The organism is Herbiconiux sp. 320_LB, assembly GCF_059691755.1.
Map to the genome: position 1 here is coordinate 100,497 of NZ_JCAWAD010000006.1, position 20,022 is coordinate 120,518.

The 20,022-nt window shown below is 72.5% G+C and carries 14 protein-coding genes and 1 pseudogene; 12 read left to right on the forward strand and 3 right to left on the reverse strand.

The features are described 5' to 3' along the window. Positions 1–58 precede the first annotated feature (58 nt). From AC59HU_RS15815 to AC59HU_RS15840, 6 genes are all read left to right on the forward strand, one after another. Positions 59–2,095: a bifunctional aldolase/short-chain dehydrogenase gene (locus tag AC59HU_RS15815; RefSeq protein WP_497224381.1), complete on the forward strand. Its 2,037-nt coding sequence runs from the start codon at positions 59–61 to the stop codon at positions 2,093–2,095. A 10-nt stretch (positions 2,096–2,105) separates the two neighbouring features. Next, positions 2,106–3,533, forward strand: coding sequence for a rhamnulokinase (locus AC59HU_RS15820; protein WP_497224382.1), 1,428 nt, complete (start codon positions 2,106–2,108; stop codon positions 3,531–3,533). A gap of 91 nt (positions 3,534–3,624) precedes the next feature. After that, positions 3,625–4,308 (forward strand): endonuclease/exonuclease/phosphatase family protein, encoded by a 684-nt coding sequence (locus tag AC59HU_RS15825; protein WP_497224383.1) that lies wholly within the window; start codon positions 3,625–3,627, stop codon positions 4,306–4,308. 108 nt (positions 4,309–4,416) lie between these two features. Continuing rightward, a complete protein-coding gene (locus tag AC59HU_RS15830; RefSeq protein ID WP_497224384.1) occupies positions 4,417–5,628 on the forward strand; it encodes a sensor histidine kinase in 1,212 nt (403 codons plus the stop codon). Then, positions 5,616–6,275, forward strand: coding sequence for a response regulator transcription factor (locus tag AC59HU_RS15835; RefSeq protein ID WP_497224385.1), 660 nt, complete (start codon positions 5,616–5,618; stop codon positions 6,273–6,275). The genes AC59HU_RS15830 and AC59HU_RS15835 overlap by 13 nt, the downstream gene beginning before the upstream one ends. A 58-nt stretch (positions 6,276–6,333) precedes the next feature. After that, entirely contained in the window at positions 6,334–7,176 is an 843-nt protein-coding gene (locus AC59HU_RS15840) for a DUF4097 family beta strand repeat-containing protein (RefSeq protein WP_497224386.1), read from the forward strand. A 127-nt stretch (positions 7,177–7,303) separates the two neighbouring features. Here the strand turns inward: AC59HU_RS15840 and AC59HU_RS15845 are convergent, their stop codons facing one another. After that, the gene (locus tag AC59HU_RS15845) at positions 7,304–11,902 is read right to left on the reverse strand and encodes a discoidin domain-containing protein (protein WP_497224387.1); all 4,599 of its coding nucleotides are present in this window, start codon (positions 11,900–11,902) and stop codon (positions 7,304–7,306) included. A 165-nt stretch (positions 11,903–12,067) separates the two neighbouring features. Here AC59HU_RS15845 and AC59HU_RS15850 point away from each other — a divergent pair. Then, positions 12,068–12,628 (forward strand): annotated as a pseudogene (locus AC59HU_RS15850) (ribonuclease H family protein); the annotation flags it as partial. Positions 12,629–12,657: 29 nt separating this feature from the next. On the opposite strand, the gene AC59HU_RS15855 reads toward AC59HU_RS15850, so the two are convergent. Next, on the reverse strand, positions 12,658–13,815 hold the full coding sequence (locus tag AC59HU_RS15855) for an Ig-like domain-containing protein (protein WP_497224388.1): 1,158 nt from the start codon (positions 13,813–13,815) through the stop codon (positions 12,658–12,660). A gap of 200 nt (positions 13,816–14,015) precedes the next feature. Here AC59HU_RS15855 and AC59HU_RS15860 point away from each other — a divergent pair, with 200 nt between their 5' ends. After that, a complete protein-coding gene (locus tag AC59HU_RS15860) occupies positions 14,016–14,537 on the forward strand; it encodes an iron chaperone (protein ID WP_497224389.1) in 522 nt (173 codons plus the stop codon). Positions 14,538–14,575: 38 nt separating this feature from the next. Next, positions 14,576–15,619 (forward strand): NAD(P)-dependent alcohol dehydrogenase, encoded by a 1,044-nt coding sequence (locus AC59HU_RS15865; protein ID WP_497224390.1) that lies wholly within the window; start codon positions 14,576–14,578, stop codon positions 15,617–15,619. Positions 15,620–15,701: 82 nt separating this feature from the next. Here the strand turns inward: AC59HU_RS15865 and AC59HU_RS15870 are convergent, their stop codons facing one another. Continuing rightward, entirely contained in the window at positions 15,702–15,920 is a 219-nt protein-coding gene (locus AC59HU_RS15870; protein WP_497224391.1) for a hypothetical protein, read from the reverse strand. A 177-nt stretch (positions 15,921–16,097) separates the two neighbouring features. Between AC59HU_RS15870 and AC59HU_RS15875 the strand changes: the two genes are divergently transcribed. From AC59HU_RS15875 to AC59HU_RS15885, 3 genes are read left to right on the forward strand one after another with little or no spacing between them, the layout of a single operon-like run. Continuing rightward, positions 16,098–16,445, forward strand: coding sequence for a DUF3140 domain-containing protein (locus AC59HU_RS15875; RefSeq protein ID WP_497224392.1), 348 nt, complete (start codon positions 16,098–16,100; stop codon positions 16,443–16,445). A 47-nt stretch (positions 16,446–16,492) separates the two neighbouring features. Beyond that, positions 16,493–17,167 carry an ABC transporter ATP-binding protein gene (locus AC59HU_RS15880; RefSeq protein WP_497224393.1) on the forward strand — a complete coding sequence of 225 codons (675 nt, stop codon included), beginning with the start codon at positions 16,493–16,495 and terminating at the stop codon, positions 17,165–17,167. Further along, positions 17,164–20,022 carry an ABC transporter permease family protein gene (locus AC59HU_RS15885; protein ID WP_497224394.1) on the forward strand — a complete coding sequence of 953 codons (2,859 nt, stop codon included), beginning with the start codon at positions 17,164–17,166 and terminating at the stop codon, positions 20,020–20,022. The genes AC59HU_RS15880 and AC59HU_RS15885 overlap by 4 nt, the downstream gene beginning before the upstream one ends.

Below are 20,022 nucleotides of genomic sequence, written 5' to 3' on the forward strand. Positions count from 1 at the left end.
GCCCGCCGACTGTTAGGTTTTGTGAAGTTCACACGACATGACATCCGATGGAGCATCCATGACCTCGCAGGCCGCCGCCGATCTGATCGCGCGCTCGAACCGACTCGGCTCTGACCCGAAGAACACCAACTACGCCGGCGGCAACACCTCGGCCAAGGGCTTCGAGACCGACCCGGTGACGGGTGAGGATGTCGAGCTGATGTGGGTGAAGGGCTCGGGCGGCGACCTCGGCACGCTCACGGAGTCGGGCCTGGCCGTGCTGCGGCTCGACCGCCTCCGCTCGCTGGTGAACGTCTACCCCGGTGTCGACCGCGAGGACGAGATGGTGGCCGCCTTCGACCACACCCTGTTCGGCAAGGGCGGGGCGGCTCCGAGCATCGACACCGCCATGCACGGCCTCGTCGACGCGAACCACGTCGACCACCTGCACCCCGACTCCGGCATCGCGATCGCCACGGCGGCCGACGGCGAGGAGCTGACGAAGACGATCTTCGGCGACAAGGTCGTCTGGGTGCCCTGGCGCCGCCCCGGTTTCCAGCTGGGCCTGGACATCGCCGAGATCAAGCGGGCCAACCCGAACGCGATCGGCACGATCCTCGGCGGCCACGGCATCACCGCCTGGGGCGACACGAGCGAGGAGAGCGAGAAGAACTCGCTCTGGATCATCGACACCGCCGCCGCCTACATCGCCGAGCACGGCCGCAGCGAGCCCTTCGGCGCCGCGCTCGACGGCTACGGGGCCCTGCCCGAGGCTGAGCGCCGCGCGAAGGCCGCCGCCCTCGCGCCGACGATCCGCGGCCTGGCCTCGACCGACAAGGCGCAGGTGGGCTCGTTCACCGACGCCGACGTCGTGCTCGACTTCCTCGCGAGCACCGAGCACCCGCGTCTCGCGGCCCTCGGCACCAGCTGCCCCGACCACTTCCTGCGCACCAAGGTCAAGCCGATGGTGCTCGACCTGCCGGCCGACGCCTCGATCGAGGACTCGATCGCCCGCCTGAAGGAGCTGCACGCCGAGTACCGCGCCGACTACCAGGCGTACTACGACCGCAACGCCAGCGCCGACAGCCCCGCCCTCCGCGGCGCCGACCCGGCGATCGTGCTCGTGCCGGGCGTCGGGATGTTCTCCTACGGCGCGAACAAGCAGACCGCCCGCGTGGCCGGCGAGTTCTACATCAACGCCATCAACGTGATGCGCGGCGCCGAGTCGCTGTCGACCTACGCCCCGATCGACGAGGCCGAGAAGTTCCGGATCGAGTACTGGGCGCTCGAGGAGGCCAAGCTGCAGCGCCTGCCGAAGCCGAAGTCGCACGCCACCCGCATCGCGCTGGTGACCGGTGCCGCATCCGGGATCGGCAAGGCCATCGCCACCCGCCTGGCCGCCGAGGGCGCCTGCGTCGTGATCGCCGACCTCGACCTCGAGAAGGCCCAGGCCGCCGCGGCCGAGCTCGGCAGCACGGATGTGGCGATCGGCGTGCGCGCGGACGTCACCAGCGAGGCCGACATCGCCGCCGGCATCCAGGCCGCCCTGCTGCAGTACGGCGGGCTCGACCTCGTCGTGAACAACGCCGGGCTCTCGATCTCGAAGCCGCTGCTGGAGACCACCGAGAAGGACTGGGACCTGCAGCACGACGTGATGGCCAAGGGCTCGTTCCTGGTCTCGAAGGCCGCGGCGCGCGTGCTGATCGAGCAGGACCTCGGCGGGGACATCATCTACATCTCGTCGAAGAACTCCGTCTTCGCCGGCCCGAACAACATCGCCTACTCGGCGACCAAGGCCGACCAGGCCCACCAGGTGCGGCTGCTCGCCGCCGAGCTCGGCGAGCACGGCATCAAGGTCAACGGCATCAACCCGGACGGCGTCGTGCGCGGCTCCGGCATCTTCGCCGGCGGCTGGGGCGCGAAGCGCGCCGCGGTCTACGGGGTGCCCGAGGAGGAGCTGGGCGCGTACTACGCCCAGCGCACTCTGCTGAAGCGCGAGGTGCTGCCGGATCACGTGGCGAGCGCGGTGGCGGTGCTGACCGGCAGCGACCTCACCCACACGACGGGGCTGCACATCCCGGTCGACGCGGGTGTCGCCGCGGCATTCCTCCGCTAGGCTCGCGCGCATGACCGCAGCAGTCGCCGCCGTCGACCTCGGGGCCACGAGCGGTCGGGTGATGCTCGGCTACGTCGGGCACGACGAGCTCCGGCTCGTGCCGGTCGCCCGGTTCCCGAACAACCCGGTGCGGATCGTCGACGGCCTGCACTGGAACATCCTCGAGCTCTACCGCAACGTGCTCGTCGGCCTCGGGTCGGCGGTGCGGGAGGAGCCCGACATCCGCAGCATCGCCGTCGACTCCTGGGCCGTCGACTACGCCTTGACCGCCGGCGGCCGGATGCTCGGCAACCCCTACCACTACCGCGACGAGCGCACGGCGGCGGGGGTCGAGGCGACCCACGCGCTCGTCGGCCCCGCGGAGCTGTACGCCGCGAACGGGCTGCAGTTCCTCAGCTTCAACACCCTCTACCAGCTCGCCGCCGAGCGCCTGGCCGGCTCGCTCGACCGGGCCGAGACGATGCTGCTGGTGCCTGACCTGGTGAACTTCTGGCTCACCGGCGCCTCGCGCGCCGAGCAGACGAACGCCTCGACCACCGGGCTGCTGAACGTGCACACCGGACGGTGGGACGACGAGCTGATCGCGCGTTTGGACCTGCCCCGCGGCATCCTGCCCGAGGTGATCGCCCCCGGGTCGACCGTGGGCACGCTGCTGCCCTCGGTCGCGGCCGAGATCGGCGCATCCTCCTCTCTCGCGGTCAGTGCGGTCGGATCGCACGACACCGCCTCGGCCGTGGTGTCGATCCCGGCCGTCACCGACGACGTCGCCTACATCTCCAGCGGAACCTGGTCGCTCGTCGGGGTGGAGCTCGAGCATCCGGTGGTCTCGGAGGCGAGCCGCGAGGCCGGCTTCACGAACGAGGGCGGGGTCGACGGCCGCATCCGGTACCTGACGAACGTCTCGGGCCTCTGGCTGCTGTCGGAGTCGGTGCGCACCTGGGAGCGCACCGGCGAGCAGATCGACCTGCCGAGCCTGATCTCGGCCGCCGCGGCCGTGCGCGGCCCGGTCGCCGTCTTCGACGCCGGTGACCCGCGGTTCATCGCCCCGGGCGACATGCCCGCGCGGATCGCCGAGTGGTGCGCCGAGCACGGGATCGCGGCGCCCGAGACCCGCGCCGAGTTCGCCCGGAGCATCCTGGAGAGTCTCGCCGAGGCCTATTCCGGCGCCGTCGAACGGGCCGCTGCCCTCTCGGGGAAGCGGATCGAGGCCATCCACGTGGTGGGCGGCGGATCGCAGAACACGCTGCTGTGCCAGCTCACGGCCGACCGCACCGGGCGGGTCGTGCTGGCCGGGCCGATGGAGGCCACGGCGATCGGGAACGTGCTCGTGCAGGCCAGGGCACAGGGGCTCGTCGCGGGCGACTCCTCGCTCGAGGGGCTCCGCGCCCTGGTGGCGAAGACCTTCGCACCCGTTCGCTACGAGCCCAGCGCACACTGATCCCACGCTCAGGTTCGCTCGGCCCGGGTCGTGTCACAATTGCACGCCAGGCCATTTCCGAATCGGCTACAGAAGGTGCGACCCGACGATCATGCGACGTGAATTGAACATCGTCAGCTACAACCTGCGCAAGCACCACGCCAGCGGTGAGCTGATCGACCTGTCGAAGCTGTACGACATCGACATCCTCTGCCTGCAGGAGTGCGACACCGCCGACATGCCCGAGCGGATCGAGCACCTCGTGCTGGCCGACTCGACCAAGACCAACCGGCTGGGCCTCGCGATCTACTACCGCGAGTCGCGCTTCGACCTGGTCACGACCCGGGTGTTCGCGCTGCGGAAGTCGATGCACGACCGCGTGATGGCCCCGGCGCACGAGCGGCTGCTCGCGGCGAAGCTGTTCGACAAGGAGCTGGGCCGGGAGCTGCTGGTCGGCTCGTTCCACGCCGCGCCGCTCACGGCCACGAACTCGCTGCGCCGCAAGCAGATCGCGGCCGCCCACGGGGCCCTGCGCATCATGGGCCCGGGGCTGCCGACCGTGATGGTGGGCGACTACAACTACCCGTGGTTCCGCAACAACCTGAGCGAGCGGATGGAGGAGTCGGGCTACCTGCTCTCCTTCAGCGACAAGCCCACCTACGCCCGGTACAAGTACTTCAAGGGCCACTTCGACTTCGTCACCTCGGCGCACACCCGCATCGACTCGATCGACACCCTGCCCCAGGGCGAGAGCGACCACCTGCCGATCCTGGTCGTGGCCGGCGTCGAGGACTAGCCCCTCCCCACTTCGCCCGCTTCGCGCACCTGAGGGGGGATAACCCCCGGACGGATCGGGAGGGGGGCTCCATCGTGGGCGCCGGAGGGCGCGCCCTACGGTGGAGGGGTGCGAAAGAAACTCGTCTTCCTCTGGTCAGCCGCGGCCGATCTCGCGATCGACGGCGTGCTCGGCACGGTGTGGTTCACGCTGCTCTTCTCCCTCCTCCTCACCGGGATCAGCGCGATCCCCACGCTCGGAGTCGGGATCGGCATCCTGTGGCTCACCGCCCGGCTCGGCACCGGCATCCGTTTCGTCGAGCGGCGCCGCGCCGAGGCGCTCTACGGCATCACCATCACTCCCCAGCCGCGCCGGCTGAGCACCGCGGGCGGCTTCCTGGGCTGGCTCGGCCAGGTCTTCCTCGACACCTTCTCGGCTGCGACCTGGAAGGGCGTGCTGCACCACTTCATCTCGATGGTGCTCGGCACGGTGCTGTTCGGCCTCGTCTCCGGGGCGAGCGACCTGCTGGTCGGCGTCTCCCGCGGCGCCCTGGGGCCCGCACTCACCGGCCCCGGCGTCACCGCGGCGTGCGGCGTGCTCGCCCTCGCCGTGCTCGTGCTCTACATCGTCGTCGCCGGACTCGCCGACCGCGCCCTGGCCAAGGCTCTGCTCGGCACCAGCCGCGCCGTCGTGCTCGAGCAGCGCGTCGACGCCCTCCAGGGTGCGCGCCGCGGGGCCGTCGACGCGGCCGCCCTCGAGCGCCAGCGCATCGAACGCGACCTGCACGACGGCGTGCAGCCCCGACTGGTCTCGGTCGCGATGACCCTCGACATGGCCCGGGCGAAGCTCGCCGACGACGACCGGGCGGGCGCCACCGCCCTGCTCGACGACGCCCACCGCGAGACCAAGCAGTCGATCACCGACCTGCGGCACCTGGCCCGCGGCATCCACCCCGCCGTCCTCACCGACCGCGGACTCGACGCCGCCCTCTCGGCCGTGGCCGAGCACTGCACCGTGCCCACGACCGTGCGCGTCGACCTGCCGGTGCGGCCGTCGGCCGAGACCGAGGCCGTGCTCTACTTCGTCGTCTCCGAGGCGCTCACGAACGCGAGCAAGCACTCCCGCGCTTCCGGATGCTCGGTCAGCGTCATCCAGACCCCCACCGGCGTGCGCGCGGTCGTCTTCGACAACGGCGTGGGCGGCGCGGCGGCCGGGCACGGCGGCGGCGTCGGCCTCACCGGCATGACCGACCGGGTGCGCGCGGCCGGCGGCACCCTGACCATCGCCAGCCCCCAGGGCGGGCCCACCGTCATCACCGTGGAGGTGCCATGCGCATTCTGATCGCCGAGGACTCCGTGCTGCTGCGCGCCGGTCTGGAACGCCTGCTCGCCGACGCCGGGCACACCCTGCTGCCGTCGGTCTCCACCGCCGAGGACCTGCTCCGATCGGTGGCGGCCGACCGGCCCGAGCTCGCGATCGTCGACGTGCGGATGCCGCCGACCTTCACCGACGAGGGGATCCGCGCCGCGGTGCTGCTGCGCTCGGGCCCCGGCCCCGCCCTCCCGGTGCTCGTGCTCTCGCAGTACGTCGAGGAGCGGTACGCCGCCGAGCTCATCGCCGGCGCCTCCGGGAGTCTCGGCTACCTGTTGAAGGACCGGGTCGCCGACATCTCCGACTTCCTCGAGGCGGTCGCCGCCGTCGGATCCGGCGAGACCGTGCTCGACCCCGAGGTCGTGGCGCAGATCGTCATCCGGTCGCGGCGCAGCGCCGAGCTCGCGACGCTCACGACCCGCGAGCGCGAGGCCCTGCAGCTGATGGCCGAGGGGCGGTCGAACAGCTCGATCGCCGACCGGATGCACGTCACCGAGGGCTCGGTCGAGAAGTTCATCTCGTCGATCTTCGGCAAGCTCGGGCTCTCGGCCGAGGAGAGCGGCAACCGCCGCGTGCTCGCGGTGCTCAAGTACCTCGGCGCCGACGCGCGGGGCTGAGCCGGCCGCCCCCCTCCATCCACTCATCCCCCTCAGCAGACTTCACGAAGGACAGATCATGACGACCAACCCTCCCGTCTCCGCCACGCCCGCCCCCTCCCCCGGCGGCAACCGCTCGCTCCGCATCGCGCTGCTCTCCGTCGGGTCGGCGCTGATCGCGGGCCTGCTCGTCGCGGGGTCGGTGCAGTTCGCCGCCGCCTCGACGGGTGAGGACGAATCCGGCCGCTACCTCGTCGGCGAGGCGTTCACGACGCTCGACATCGACGTGAGCGCGGCCTCCGTGACCGTGCGCTACGACGACGTGCCCGAGGCCGTGCTCGACTTCTCGGCCGGTCGGAAGGCGCTGAGCTTCGAGCACGAGGTGCGCGGAGACACGCTCGAGGTGCGCGTGCTGAACCGCGGCTGGTGGGTGTTCGGCCTGGTCTCCGGGCCGTTCTCCGGGCTCGACGCCCCCCGGCTCGACGTGGTGCTGCCCGAATCGCTCGCGCCGGTCGCGCTCGACGTGCAGTCCTCGGCCGGCGACGTGGAGGCGTCGGGCGGGTTCGCCGCGACCGACCTCGAGACCTCGGCCGGCGACATCGACGTGGCGGGGGCCGCCGATTCGCTCCGGCTGAGCACGTCGGCCGGGAACATCACGGGCACCGACCTCGTGGTCGGCGGTGAGGTCTCGACCGAGACCTCGGCCGGCAACGCCGACCTGTCGTTCGAGACGCTGCCCGCGGGGCTCCGGATGCAGGGTTCGGCGGGCGACATCTCGGCCGCCCTGCCGGAGGGCGAGTACGAGATCGACACCTCGACCTCGTTCGGCACCGTCGACCGCGGCCTGCCGAACACGCCCGGCGCCGACCGTCGCTACTCCTTCACGACCGACGCGGGCGACATCCGCCTCCGCACCCGCTAGGCGCCGTCCCCGTCCCGCCCCCACCCCTTCGCCGAGAAGTCACTTTCACGTCCAAACCAAGGGATATGGACGTGAAAGTGACTTCTCGGCGAGGTGGATGGGGGGTGGGTGGGGGGTGGGGTGGGGGCTAGCCCGCGGCGCAGGGGGTGAGCGCCTCGACCTCGGGGGTGAGGGTGTTCGGGCCGCCGAGGAGGGTGACCCGGTCGGCACCCAGGTCACGGATCTGCTTCAGCGTCTCCGCCGGGATGCAGGTGCCGGGAACCGTGAACAGCGGCGCGTCGACCCGGGGAGCGAGCGCGGAGCCCGACAGCGCATCCGGGAACTTCTCGCCGGTGGCGATCAGCACCCGGTCGGCGCGGTCGAAGAAGTGCGCGTCGATCACCCGCGACGACTCGTACCGGTCGACCCCGGCCAGTCGCTCGGTGGGAGCGATGGCGTCCGCCGAGGCGAGGATGCCGGCGCTGACCGAGTTCTCGCCACCGGCGATCACGATCGAGCCGACCCCCAGGTCGCGCAGCAGCTGCTGCGTGGCCGCATCCAACTCGCCGGCCGCACCGTCGACCAGGATGACCGGACCCCGGTCGCCGACGGCAGCACCCGCCGACAGCGCGTCGGGGAAGGTCGCGCCGGTCGCCAGGACCGCCACGGAGGCGGTCTCCGGGAAGGCCGCGCGGGCGACGATCCGGGACGACTCGAAGCGGTCGGCACCCTGCAGGCGGCTGACCGAGCCGTAGGCGGCGAGCGCCGTCTCGACCTCGGGGCTCACGGTGGTGGCGCCGCCGACGATCACGATACGCTCCGGGTGGAGGCGCTCGAGCTCGGCACGCACCGAGTCGGGCAGGGTCCCGGCCTGCGTGAGCAGGATCGGCGCATCCGCCACCGCCGCCGCCGGCGCGGCCGACAGCGCGTCGGGGAAGACCTCGCCCGAGGCCACGTAGACGACCGGAGAGCCGTCGGGGAACGCGTCGCGTGAGGCAGCTGCCGAGACCGCGTACCGGTCGGCGCCGTCGATGCGATCGACCGCGGGGCGGATGCCGCCGGTCTCACCCGGGGGCAGCACCGACAGGGCGACGAGGCCGGCCTGTCCCTCCTGCCACTCGGTCGAGACGGCCACGTAGCGTGCGGTCTGGCCGACCGCCACCTCGCTGTGGGCCGAACCCGCGATGATCGCCGCGACGTCACGGAAGGTGATGCCGTCGTCGCTCACCGAGACGGTCGCGGCCGGTGTCGCCCGGGACTCCCAGGTGGTCGTGACCGTGCCGATCTCCTTCGCGGCGCCGAGGTCGGTGACCATGCGGCCACCGGGGCCCGGGGTCCACGCGGTCGCGGCATCCCCGTCGACCGCCGCCTGAGGGGAGGTCATCCCCGCGGGCAGCACCGAGGCCGGGAAGGTCAGCGTGCTGAGCGCGAGATCGCGCACCGGGTAGGGCGCCGTGCCCGCGAAGGTCGCGGCGACGGTGGCGTTGCGGGCCGAGCCGTCCAGCGTCACGGTGCGGACGGCCTGGTTCTGCAGGTTCGTCAGCTCGACGCTCGCCGGGGCCGGCGCGGGCGCCGTGCTCGTGAGCGAGATCGTGCGGGCGTCCTCGACCGTGGCGGCGAGTTCGTCGCCGGCCACCTGCGCCACCGGAACCGAGGCCCGCGGGGTCAGCACGACGGCCGAGCCGGCAGCGAGGGCGAGGTCGAGGCTCGACGACTCCGCGCCGAAGCGCTGGGTGCCCTGGTAGAGCGGCACGGAATCCCCCGCGTACGGCAGGTCGACCGTCGCCGTCACCGGGGCACCGGTGAGGTTGAACGCCGTGAGGTAGCCGTCGACCGAGCTGACGAGCACGCCGTCGGTGGCGGTGGTGGGCACCGGTCGGGCCTGCTGGGCGGCGGTCGCCGCGGCATCCCCGGGCACCATCTCGATCAGGAACGGGCCGGCGGCCTGGTCGGCCAGGCGCACCTTCTGCTCGTTCGCCTTCTCCTGCGACACGAGGATGGGGGCGTCGGTGTCACGCACCACGAAGCCCGCCTCGCCCTCGACGTTCAGCCACTTGCCGGTGCTCGAGGTGATCTCGTCGCCGGTGTACCGGAACGACGCGGCGTCCTGCCAGGTGGTGCCGTCGAGCGAGGTCTGGATGCGGTACTCGCGCCCCGCGGAGGCCTCCCAGCCGAGCTGCACCTTCGCCACGTCGACGGCGGCGCCGAGGTCGACCTGGATCCAGGAGTCGGGGCGGAGCCGGTCGTCGCGCGAGACCGCCCAGCGGGTGTTCCCGTCGCCGTCGGTGACCGCGGTGGCCGGCTTCCCGGCATCCTCGCTGGATGCGGTGGCCGGCTTCTTCGCGGCGAGATCGATGCCCTCGGGCGAGAACGCGCGGAAGTGGTAGAGCGAGTAGCCGTAGGCCGGCGCACCCTCGACGCCCTGCATCCGCACGTACCGCGCCTCGACCGGAGCCGCGACCTCGGAGCCGGGCGGGGTGAGCTCGACGGTGTCGGTGCGGGCGACGTTCACGTCGGCGCTGCCGGCGTACGACTTCTGGGTGGTCCAGGTCTTGCCGTCGGTCGAGGTCTGCACCAGGTACCGGTCGCCGGCGCTGGCCTCCCAGGCCAGGCGGGCCGACGAGACGGTCTGCTCCTGGCCGAGGTCGACCTGGATCCAGGAGTCGGTGCGTGTGCGCTCGGCCGTCGAGACCGCCCAGCGGCTGTTGGCGTCGGCGTCGGTCACCTTGGAGGCGCCGCGGCCGCCCGCCGCATCCTCGCTGGAGGCCTGGGCGGGTTTGCCGGCCGCCAGGTCGGTGGTGACCTGCGGGTCGGCGCCGTAGACGTGGAACGAGAACAGCGAGTAGCCGAACTTCGCGTTGCCCTGCTGACCCTGCATCCGGATGTAGCGGGCCTGGACCGGGTCGAAGGTGAGGGTGTCGACCCGCGCCGCCTTGGCGTCGAGCGGGTCGGCGGGCACCACGACGGGCAGGGGGTCGGAGGTGACCTCGCCCTCCGCGGTCGTGTAGGTGCGCGTGCCGTCGAGGCCGTCGTAGCCGTCGAGGTCGAGGTTGCGGACGGTGACGCTGCCGTCGTCGGATCCGGCCCCGGTCGTGGCGTAGACCGCCGCACCCGTGGGGAGGGTCGCCTGGCCGGCGTAGCCGTCGCCGATCCGGAACACCGAGGCGGTGCCCTCGAAGCCGTCGCGGGGTCCGGTGTAGGTGGTGGTCACCCGGTCGTCGACCTTCGCGGAGGTCTTCGGGTAGAGGTACGGGTTGGCGCCGGAGATGTTGAACAGCCACGAGTCGTGCGCGGGCACCCAGGGGAACTTGACGAAGCCGTCGTGGCTGGAGGCGGCGGCCCAGGCGGCGTCGGACTGCTGCACCGTCAGGCCCGGGACGGCGCCGAAGTCGCGCACGCCGGACAGGCGCTGGAAGAACTCGTCCTCCGGGGTGGGCTGCACCACGCCCTCGGCCGACTCGGCCGACTCGACGTGCAGCAGGTAGGAGATGCCGATCTCGGCACGGGCCTCGGGCTCGTACTTCGCCTCGCCGGAGAACTTGGCGAGGCGGTAGACGGGCTCGTAGCCCTGGTAGGCCTCGAGCGCCGAGGCGAGCCCGGCCTCCGCGCGCACGGCGTCGGGGTCGCGCTGCACCTGGCCGAGGAAGGCCATCGGCAGCACGTCGCGGCCGTAGAGGTACTCGCGGTCGTTGACCATCGGCATGAACGGCTCGCCCTGCGCGGACATCACCATCTTCACCGACTCCCACAGCTCGGCGGCGTTGGGCTGATCGGTGAGGATCTCGGGCAGCGGCTGGTCGTTCAGGATGAACTGGATCGCGTTGCGCCCGCCCGAGCGCCAGATGTCGGACTGGTAGTGCGGCCCGAACGAGCCGTGGTTCTCGACGATGTAGGTGTCGTGGATCGTGTGCATCGTGTTGCTGGAGACCGGGGCGCCCGCGACGATCGCCGGGTTGTTCAGGTCGGCGGTGGGCTGGCCGGCCGCGTTGCGGCCCCAGTCGTTCAGCTGCCCCGCCCAGCGGGCGGCATCCGGGCTGTCGGGGGCCCAGGCGAGGCCGGGCGCCAGGGCCTGCGTGTAGACGCCGGACTCCTCCTGCGCGGTGTCGCCGAGGTACTTGCCGGTGGGCCAGTCGGCGGTCCAGCTGCCGGAGAGCGGGTCGTTGCCGTAGGCGAGGTCGGCGGTGTAGGTCGACTGACCGGTCGCGATGGTCGTCAGGTTCGCCTGCGTCTGCGCATCCAGCTGGTCCCAGAGGAGGCGGCCCGCGTCGAGGAAGTAGGACTGGAAGGTCGAATCCCAGAACAACTGCTTGCCCCAGTTGCCCTTGGGGTTCACCAGGCGGTTGGAGGCGGCGTAGCGCGTGATCGTGGCGAGGGTCTTCTGCCGCAGCTCGTCCTTGGAGATGCCGGCGAGCTGCTCGTCGTACTCGCCGTGGGTGAGGAGGACCGCGTTGCCGAGCACGACACCGAAGTTGAAGTCCTTGAGCTGGTAGGCGTTGATCGCGGGATCCCAGACCGTGTTGACCCAGCGGGTGTGGCGGAGGAGGGCCGCGTAGTAGTCGGCGGCGATCGCGTCGGGGGCGCCGTAGGCGGGCGGGGCGACGTCGGCGACCGCGGCGGCGCCGAGTGCGGCGCCTGCTGCGGTACCGGGCGTCGAGGCCAGGGCCGGGGCCGCCGCGCCCAGCAGGGGGATGGCGACGCAGACGGCGGCAGCGGTGCCGATCGCCTTGCGGAAGAGTGTTCGGGTCATGTCGTCTCCTGAGAGGCAGTCGCGCGGGGAGCGTACCGCGCGGGTCGGGCTCATGACACCGAGCATCCGGGGTAGGACAACGTTGTCATGTCGGTTTCGTCGACCGTAGCCGCTTCCCTCGCCGTCGGTCAACCCCCCGAACGGCGGAACGGTAATCTTGGTGCGATGACCATCACCGCTTCCGCCGACGGCTCCGCGCTCGGCAACCCCGGGCCTGCGGGCTGGGCCTGGTACATCGACGACGACACCTGGGGCGCGGGCGGCTGGCCGCACGGCACCAACAACATGGGTGAGCTGAAGGCGGTGCTCGAACTGTTCCGCGCGACCGCCCACGTCGACGACGACCTGCACGTGCTCTGCGACAGCCAGTACGTGATCAACACCATCACGAAGTGGATGCCGGGCTGGAAGCGCAAGGGCTGGCGCAAGGGCGACGGCAAGCCGGTGATGAACCTCGACCTCATCAAGGAGATCGACGACGCCATCGCCGGCCGCCGCTACACCTTCGAGTGGGTGAAGGGGCACGTCGGGCACGTCATGAACGAAGCAGCGGATGCGCGGGCCCGCGCGGCCGCCGAGGCCTACCAGCGCGGGCGCGAGCCGGATGCGGGGCCGGGCTTCCCGGGTGCCCGGCCGGCGCCCGCGCGGTCTGCTGCACCCTCGCGGTCTGCTGCACCCTCGTCGGCGCCGGCATCGGCCGCCGCCCCCGCGACGCCTCCGCCCGCCACGCTCTTCTAGCGCGCGCTCCCGTGCTTCTAGCGCGCGCTCCCGGCGCCGAGACGGAGGCGTGAGCGGAGCCACGGGCGCCGACTCGGGCGCAGACGCAGGCCGACCAGGAGCGCGCCGGCCAGCAGCGTCGCGACGGCGATCAGGAGCTGCGGGGCCGCATCCATCGCACCGGTCTCGGCGAGCGCGGTGGTGCCGTCACCGGCCGGGGCAGCGCTGTCGCCGAGGGGCGCCGGCAGCACCTGGAGGGTCCAGGGGTCGCTCGTCGAGGCGAGATAGCGGGCGTCTCCGGAGTACACGGCCGTGATCGTGTAGTCGCCCGCGACGGGCCAGGTCGTGGGCAGGAAGGCCCAGCCGCCGCTCACCTCGGCGGTGCCGGCGAAGGTGCCGTCGACGAAGAAGTCGACCGAGCCGCTCACCGGGAACCGCGGCGGGGCCTCGTCGAGCGGAAGACCGTCGATGATCCGCGCGGCGAGGTCGTAGCCCCAGTCGGTGCGGGTGCGCTGGCGCACGTCGTCGCTGTCGGCGATCGCGACCCGTGTCGCGCGAGGGACGATGGTGACTCCGGCGGCCGCCTGGGACGGCGCGAGGAGCGTGGGGTCGGCGGGGGTGAAGTCGACCTGCACGCCATAGGTGCCGAGATCGAGCACGGCCGAAGCGGCGGGGTCGGGCCGTCCATCACCCTCGGCCTGGTGATAGGTGTAGGTGGCACGGCCGTCCTCGAGCGGAAGGAACGCCGCTTGATCGACGCCGGCGCCGGTCGCGGAGACGCTGACCGAGCCGCTTGCCGGTCGGCCCTCCGCATCCGTCACCGTGATGCCGACGGTCAGCAGCGAGCCGTACGGCAGCTGCAAGGGCACGTCGAGGGAGACGGCCGTGGCGACCGGGGCGCCGGCCACGGGGGTGGGGGCATCCGGTGCGGGAGCGTCGTCTCCGGGCGCCGGCGCGGGCGCGTCGGTGGGGGCGGGCGCGTCAGAGGCGGGCGCTGCCGCGTTGGCCGCGGGGGTGGTCACCGACGCGATCGGGGCGGAATCCGCGGGCGGGGCCTCCGGGGCGGGATCGGCGTGGGCCTCACCGGCACCGAAGGTGAGCGCCGCCAGCACGACGGCGGCAGCGGTGGTGGTCGCGAACCGGGTGGGAGGTCGGTGGCGGGCGGGGCGGGGAGCGCGGGGCGGGCGGGCGTGCATGGGATCCTCCTGGCTGTCGCCGGCGCATCCGGCTCTGTCGAGGAATGTCCGCTCCCCCCGATTCGGTTCCATCCGCATCCCCTCGGCCACGTACACGCCCGGACGCAGCCCGGCGTCGAGGACCGAGCAGGATCGAGCAGGATCGGAGAAGCCTCGGCGGCGGCCCGGTTTCTAGACTGACCGGGACGAGAGGGGTCGACATGGCCGCGAAGGACACGAAGAACGCGACGAACGCGAAGAGCACGACGGGCACCGAGGACACGAACGGGGAGGGGTTCTCCGCCGAGGAGCGCGCCGCCATCAAGGAGCGCGCGGCCGAGCTCCGCGCCGAGAAGCGCGCCGCGACCCGGAAGGGCACGGGGGCGGGCAAGGGCGCCGACAAGGCCGCTGCCGCCGAAGCCGAGGTGCTCGCCAAGATCGCCGAGCTGGAGCAGCCCGACCGCGGCATGGCCGAGCGACTGCACACCCTCATCCTCGAGGCCGCGCCGGAGCTGACCCCCAAGACCTGGTACGGCATGCCGGGCTATGCCAAGGACGGCACGGTGCTGGTCTTCTTCCAGAGCTCGGCGAAGTTCAAGACCCGCTACTCGACCCTGGGCTTCAACGACTCGGCGCGGCTGGACGACGGCGGGTTCTGGCCCACCGCCTACGCCATCGCCGACCTGACCCCCGAGGTCGGGAAGGCGGTGTCGGCCCTGATCACGCGCGCCGTCGCCGAGTAGCTGAACGGGCTCACGGGCCGGCGGCGTAGCGTGGAGGGATGAAAGCACTCCAGTACACCCGTGTCGGTTCGCATCCTGAGGTCGTCGAGATCGAGAAGCCCTCGCCCGGGCCCGGCCAGGTGCTGCTCAGGGTGACGGCGGCGGGCGTCTGCCACTCCGACGAGTACGTGATGAGCCTCTCCGAGGAGGACTACACCGCGCAGGGCTACCCCCTCCCCCTCACGCTCGGGCACGAGGGCGCCGGCATCGTCGCCGAGCTCGGCGAGGGAGTCGAGCACCTCGCGGTCGGCGACGCCGTCGCGGTCTACGGCCCCTGGGGCTGCGGCCGCTGCCACAACTGCGCACAGGGCAAGGAGAACTACTGCACCAACGCCCAGGCCGAGGGCATCAAGCCGCCCGGCCTCGGCGCCCCGGGCTCGATGGCCGAGTACATGATCGTCGACGACGCCCGGCACCTGGTGCCGCTCGGCGACCTCGACCCGGTGCAGAACGTGTCGCTGACGGATGCGGGGCTCACCCCGTACCACGCCATCAAGACCTCCCTGCCCAAGCTGGGCGCGGGCACCTTCGCCGTCGTGATCGGCACCGGCGGGCTCGGCCACGTCGCGATCCAGATCCTCCGCGCGCTCTCGGGCGCACAGGTGATCGCGCTCGACGTCACCGACGAGAAGCTCGAGCTGGCCCGCGAGGTCGGAGCCCATCACACGGTCATCAGCGACGCCTCGGCGGCGGAGAAGATCCGCGAGCTCACCGGCGGGCTCGGCGCGAACGCCGTCTTCGACTTCGTGGGCGCGAACCCGACGATCGCCACCGCCACGGCGGTCGCGGCGGCCGAGGCCGATGTCACGATCGTGGGGATCGGCGGGGGCACGGCCCACGTCGGCTTCGGGTCGATCGCCTTCGACGCCGCCCTCCGGGTGCCGTACTGGGGCACCCGCGGCGAGCTGATCGAGGTGCTCGACCTCGCGCGGTCGGGCCAGGTCGGCGTCGAGATCCAGACCTACTCGCTGGACGACGGGCCCCAGGCCTACGAGGCGCTGGCCGCGGGAACCGTACGCGGTCGCGCCGTCATCGTGCCCTAGCCGCGGTCGCCTGGGGGGGTGCCGTCTGGGCGCCGTCGTCCCCGAGTCGCAGCGCCCCTGGCCATCAGGTCGCCCGGCTCGGTCACCCGCCGAGGGTACCCGACTCGTCGACCGTGGTCGGGACCGGCGTGCCGGTCTCGCTCGGGGTCGGCGACACGGTCTCGGAGCCGGGCATCGTGCTGTCGGGGTAGGTCTGCGCCCCGCCGTCGCAGCCGGCGAGACCGAGCACGGCCCCGGCGGCGAGGAGCGTGCCGGCGGCGAGGGTGCGGAGGCGAGCGGGTGTCAGGGATCGGTTCGTCATACTCCGAGCCAACCCCTGACAGCCGCGGATCGGACAGGGGTTGCGCGAACTCCCCGACCGCGCTCCCCCGACCGCGCGGCCACGACGGAGATTCCCTGACCGATCCCGCACCGCCCTATCGGCGCACCCGAGCCGCCGGGCGTGCCGATCGCCCCCTCCCGGCCTAGGCTCGCCCGCATGAGCGCCGACCACGATGACGACGACCGCAAGGCCACCCGGGACGAGTTCCGCCAGGCCGTGAACATGACAGCCTCCGAACTGCGCCGCTGGCTCGACACGGAGGAGTCGAAGGCGGTCGGGCAGAAGCCCTCCGGCGGCGGCGAGTCGACCGGTCACGAGAGCGGACGGCACATCATCCGCATCCTCGAGAAGAAGCAGGCCGACTACACCGACGCCGACTACGCGCACATGCGGAAGGTCGTCGGGTACGTCGCCCGCCACAGCGCGCAGCGACCCGACGGCGACATCGAGGACACCGCCTGGCGGAAGTCGCTGATGAACTGGGGCAACGACCCGACGAAGTAACCCGCCCGGAGGCCGCGAGGCCGTTCAGATCAAATATGATCGACGGCGTGATAGCCACCGTCGGTTCGCCTCCTGCTCCCCTCTCCGTGCGGGAGGTCGCGATCCGGTTCGAACGGAGCGGCGAACCCGACCTGGTGATCGTGGAAGGGCTGTCCTTCGACGTCGTGGCGGGTCAGATGCACTGCCTCGCCGGGCGGAGCGGCTCGGGCAAGACGAGCATCCTGAAGGCGACTGCCGGCCTGGTGCGGCCCACCGCGGGCGACATCGCCTGGTCGGGGACGAGCATCGGCAGCCAGAGCGACGACCGGGTCACCGCCTTCCGGCGCCGCCACGTCGGCTACCTCGACCAGGGCGGCGTGCTGATCGGCGGACTCACCGCCCTGGAGAACGTGCTCCTCCCCGCTGTCCCCGACCGGCAGACCCGCGACCGCGGCCGCAAGGCGCGCGACCTGCTGACCCGGCTCGGGGTCGGCGGGCGGATGCGCTCCAAGCCCGAACAGCTCTCCGGCGGCGAGCGGCAGCGAGTCGCGCTGGCCCGCGCCCTGCTCTTCGAGCCGCAGCTCCTCGTCGTCGACGAGCCCACCGCGAGCCTGGACCGCACCAACGCCGACGCCGTCATCGCCCTGCTGCGCTCGATCGCCGACACCGGCACGGCGGTCGTCGTCTCCGCGCACGACCAGAACCTGATCGACGCCGCCGACACCGTCACGGTCATGGCGTGAGCCGGCCCGACCGCGTGCCCGGCCCGCTGCGCCGCTTCGGCCGGCGGGGGCTGCGGATCGTCGCCCTGGGCCTGATCGGGCTCGTGCTCCTGGCCGCCTCCTTCCTGCAGTCCACGGCCGCCGAGCAGCTGAGGCAGACGCTGGACGCGAACTGGCGCGGCGACTACGACATACTGGTCACCGCCGCCGACGCCTCGCCCCTGGTCGACGGCGAGGAGACGCTGCTGCCCTCGGCCGCCCTGACCGACGCCTCGCTCGGCCACATCCCCGACGACCTGGTCTACCGGGTCGAGGGTCTCGAGGGTGTCGACGTGGCGGCGCCGATCGGCGAGATCTCGACGACGACCACCGGGGTGTCGAAGGTCACCCTGACCATTCCGCTGGACGGCTCGGCCGGCCCGCGCGCCTACCGGGCCACGACCTCGCTCACGATCGACGACGGCATCTCCCCGCCGCGGATCGTCGACCAGTCGGTCGACTTCGTCATCGACCAGTCCTCCTGGGAGGGCTTCCAGCCGGTGGGCGAGGACCACCGGAACCGGCCGGTCCGCGTCGTGAGCTCGGACGGGACCGTCGGCTACGGTCTCGAGACCGACATCACGAAGAACATCGACTTCGTCTACGGCGACAACGAGTCGCCGCAGCAGCCGCCCGCCGGCGAGGGCGTCGCCGCGCTGACCCTGCCGGTGCAGGCCGTCAAGACCGCGCACATCGTGCTGGTCGACCCGGTCGCCGAGAAGGCTCTGCTCGGCGACGCCGGCACGCTGATGGATCCGCTCATCGCGACCAGCAACCTGATCGGCCGGCTCGGCGGCACCTTCTTCACCGCCTCGAACCCGCCGGTCGAGGGCGACGACCTGTCGACCCTGTTCGACAAGGGCATCGCGCCGATGCCCACCCCCGTGCTCACGCGCACGGTCGAGACGCCGTCGTCGCAGCTCACCGTGCAGCTCGCCCCGCTGGATGCCCCCCAGTCCGCGACGGCGGCGGCCCTGCAGGGGATCGAGGACGACCAGTACGGCGTGCGCGGCGTCGACCTGTCGCAGGTCTCGGCCGCCCCCGCAGGACCCGCCACGACGATCTACTCCGGTGCTCCCGGCGACGCGCTCTCGCCCCTCAGCTTCGACGCGGTCGACATCCCGTGGCCGGGCTGGACCATCCCGGCACAGCCCTCGTACGCGCGGTACCCGCTGTTTCGCCTGACCGGGTCGCCCATCCTCTCCTCCGTCACCCCGATGGCCGACTCGATCGCCCGGCCCACCGTCGTGCCCTCGGGCTCCGACGATCCGGATGCGCCGCCCTCGGTCGAGCTGACGGCCACGGGGACGGACGACGGCGAACTGCTCTTCGACACCCAGACCCCGATCCCGAGCTTCGAGGCGAGCGGGCTCGGACCGATCGAGACCAACACCTGGCCGGTCGGGTCGTTCTCGCCCGCCGACCTGCACCCCTCGGGGGCCGGACTCGGGCAGATCGGGCTGGGGTACGACGCCGCCGATCCGCGGGTGCTGAGCGGGAGCCGCGCCGACGGATCCTATCCCGACGGGCCCGGGGCCGTTCCGCCGTCGTGGTCCGGGCTCGGGCTCAACACCGCGGGAGCCCTGGCCGTCGCCGACCTGCAGAACGCCCAGGCCCTCGCGATCGACGACCCGGTGTCGTCGATCCGGGTGCGGGTCGCCGGCGTCTCGGGGTATTCGCCGGAGGCCCAGACGCGCATCCTGGAGGTGGCGAACCGCATCCGCGATCTGGGGCTGACCGCGACGGTGGTCGCGGGGTCGTCGTTCGAGGCGGTGCCCGTGACGCTGCGGGCGCCGGCGGGGGACGCGGACGCGGCGGGCGCGGGCGCGACGGATGCGGCCGGCGCGGGTTCAGGTGTGACGGATGCGGCCGGCGCCCGTGCGACGGGCCCCACCGCTGAGGGCGCCGCGCCCGTCGTCGCCCTGGAGTACTCCCGCCTCGGTGCCGCGGCGAGCGCCGCTCAGGGCGTCTCGGCCACGAACCTCGCGCTGCTGGTGATGGCGATGCTCGCGGCCTCCGCGCTGCTGATCACGGTGCAGCTGAGCTCGATCGCCGCGCGTCGCACCGACACGGTCGTGCTGCGGCAGATCGGCTGGCCGCGGGCGAGGATCCGACGCTGGCTGCTGGCCGAGGAGGCCGTGCCCCTGGTCGTGCTGGTCGCCGTGGGCGCGGGGGCCGTCTGGCTCTCGGCGGTGAAGGACGTGACCTGGCCGCTCGTCGTGCTGGCGGTCGGGTCGAGTCTGCTGACCTCCGCGGTGCTGATCGAGCGGGGCGCGCACCCGCCCGCCCCGCCCCGCACCGGGCGCACGACCAGCCGGCGCACCCGGCTCGGCTCGCCGGCGGCGCTCGGGCTGCGACAGGCATCCACCTCTCGCGCCTCGACCGCGACGCTGGCGCTCGCCTTCGCTCTGGTCTTCCTCGCCTCGGCGACGGCCGCCGCCGTGCTGCTGGAGGGCCGGAGCGCGGCCGGCCCCTCGCGGCTCGGCGCCTTCGCGACGGCCTCGGCCCTGGTGCCGCAGGGCATCCTGATCGGGGTCACGCTCGCCTCGAGCTGCGTGCTGATCGTCGTGGTGCGGCGGCTGGGCCTGGCTCGACGCACCGCGCAGACCGGGGCACTCCGCGCCATGGGCTGGCAGCGGCGCCACCTGGGTCGCGCCGCCGTGGCCGAGGTGCTGAGCTCGGCGCTGCCCGGCTTCGCCCTGGGCGCGGCGTTCGCGGTGGTCGGCACGCTGCTGGTGCTGCCGCACACGCTGATCGCGGCCGTGCTGGCGGGCGCGGTGGTGACGAGTCTCGTGACGGCGGTGGTCATCCGGGCGGGCTTGCCCTCTCGGCGGTGA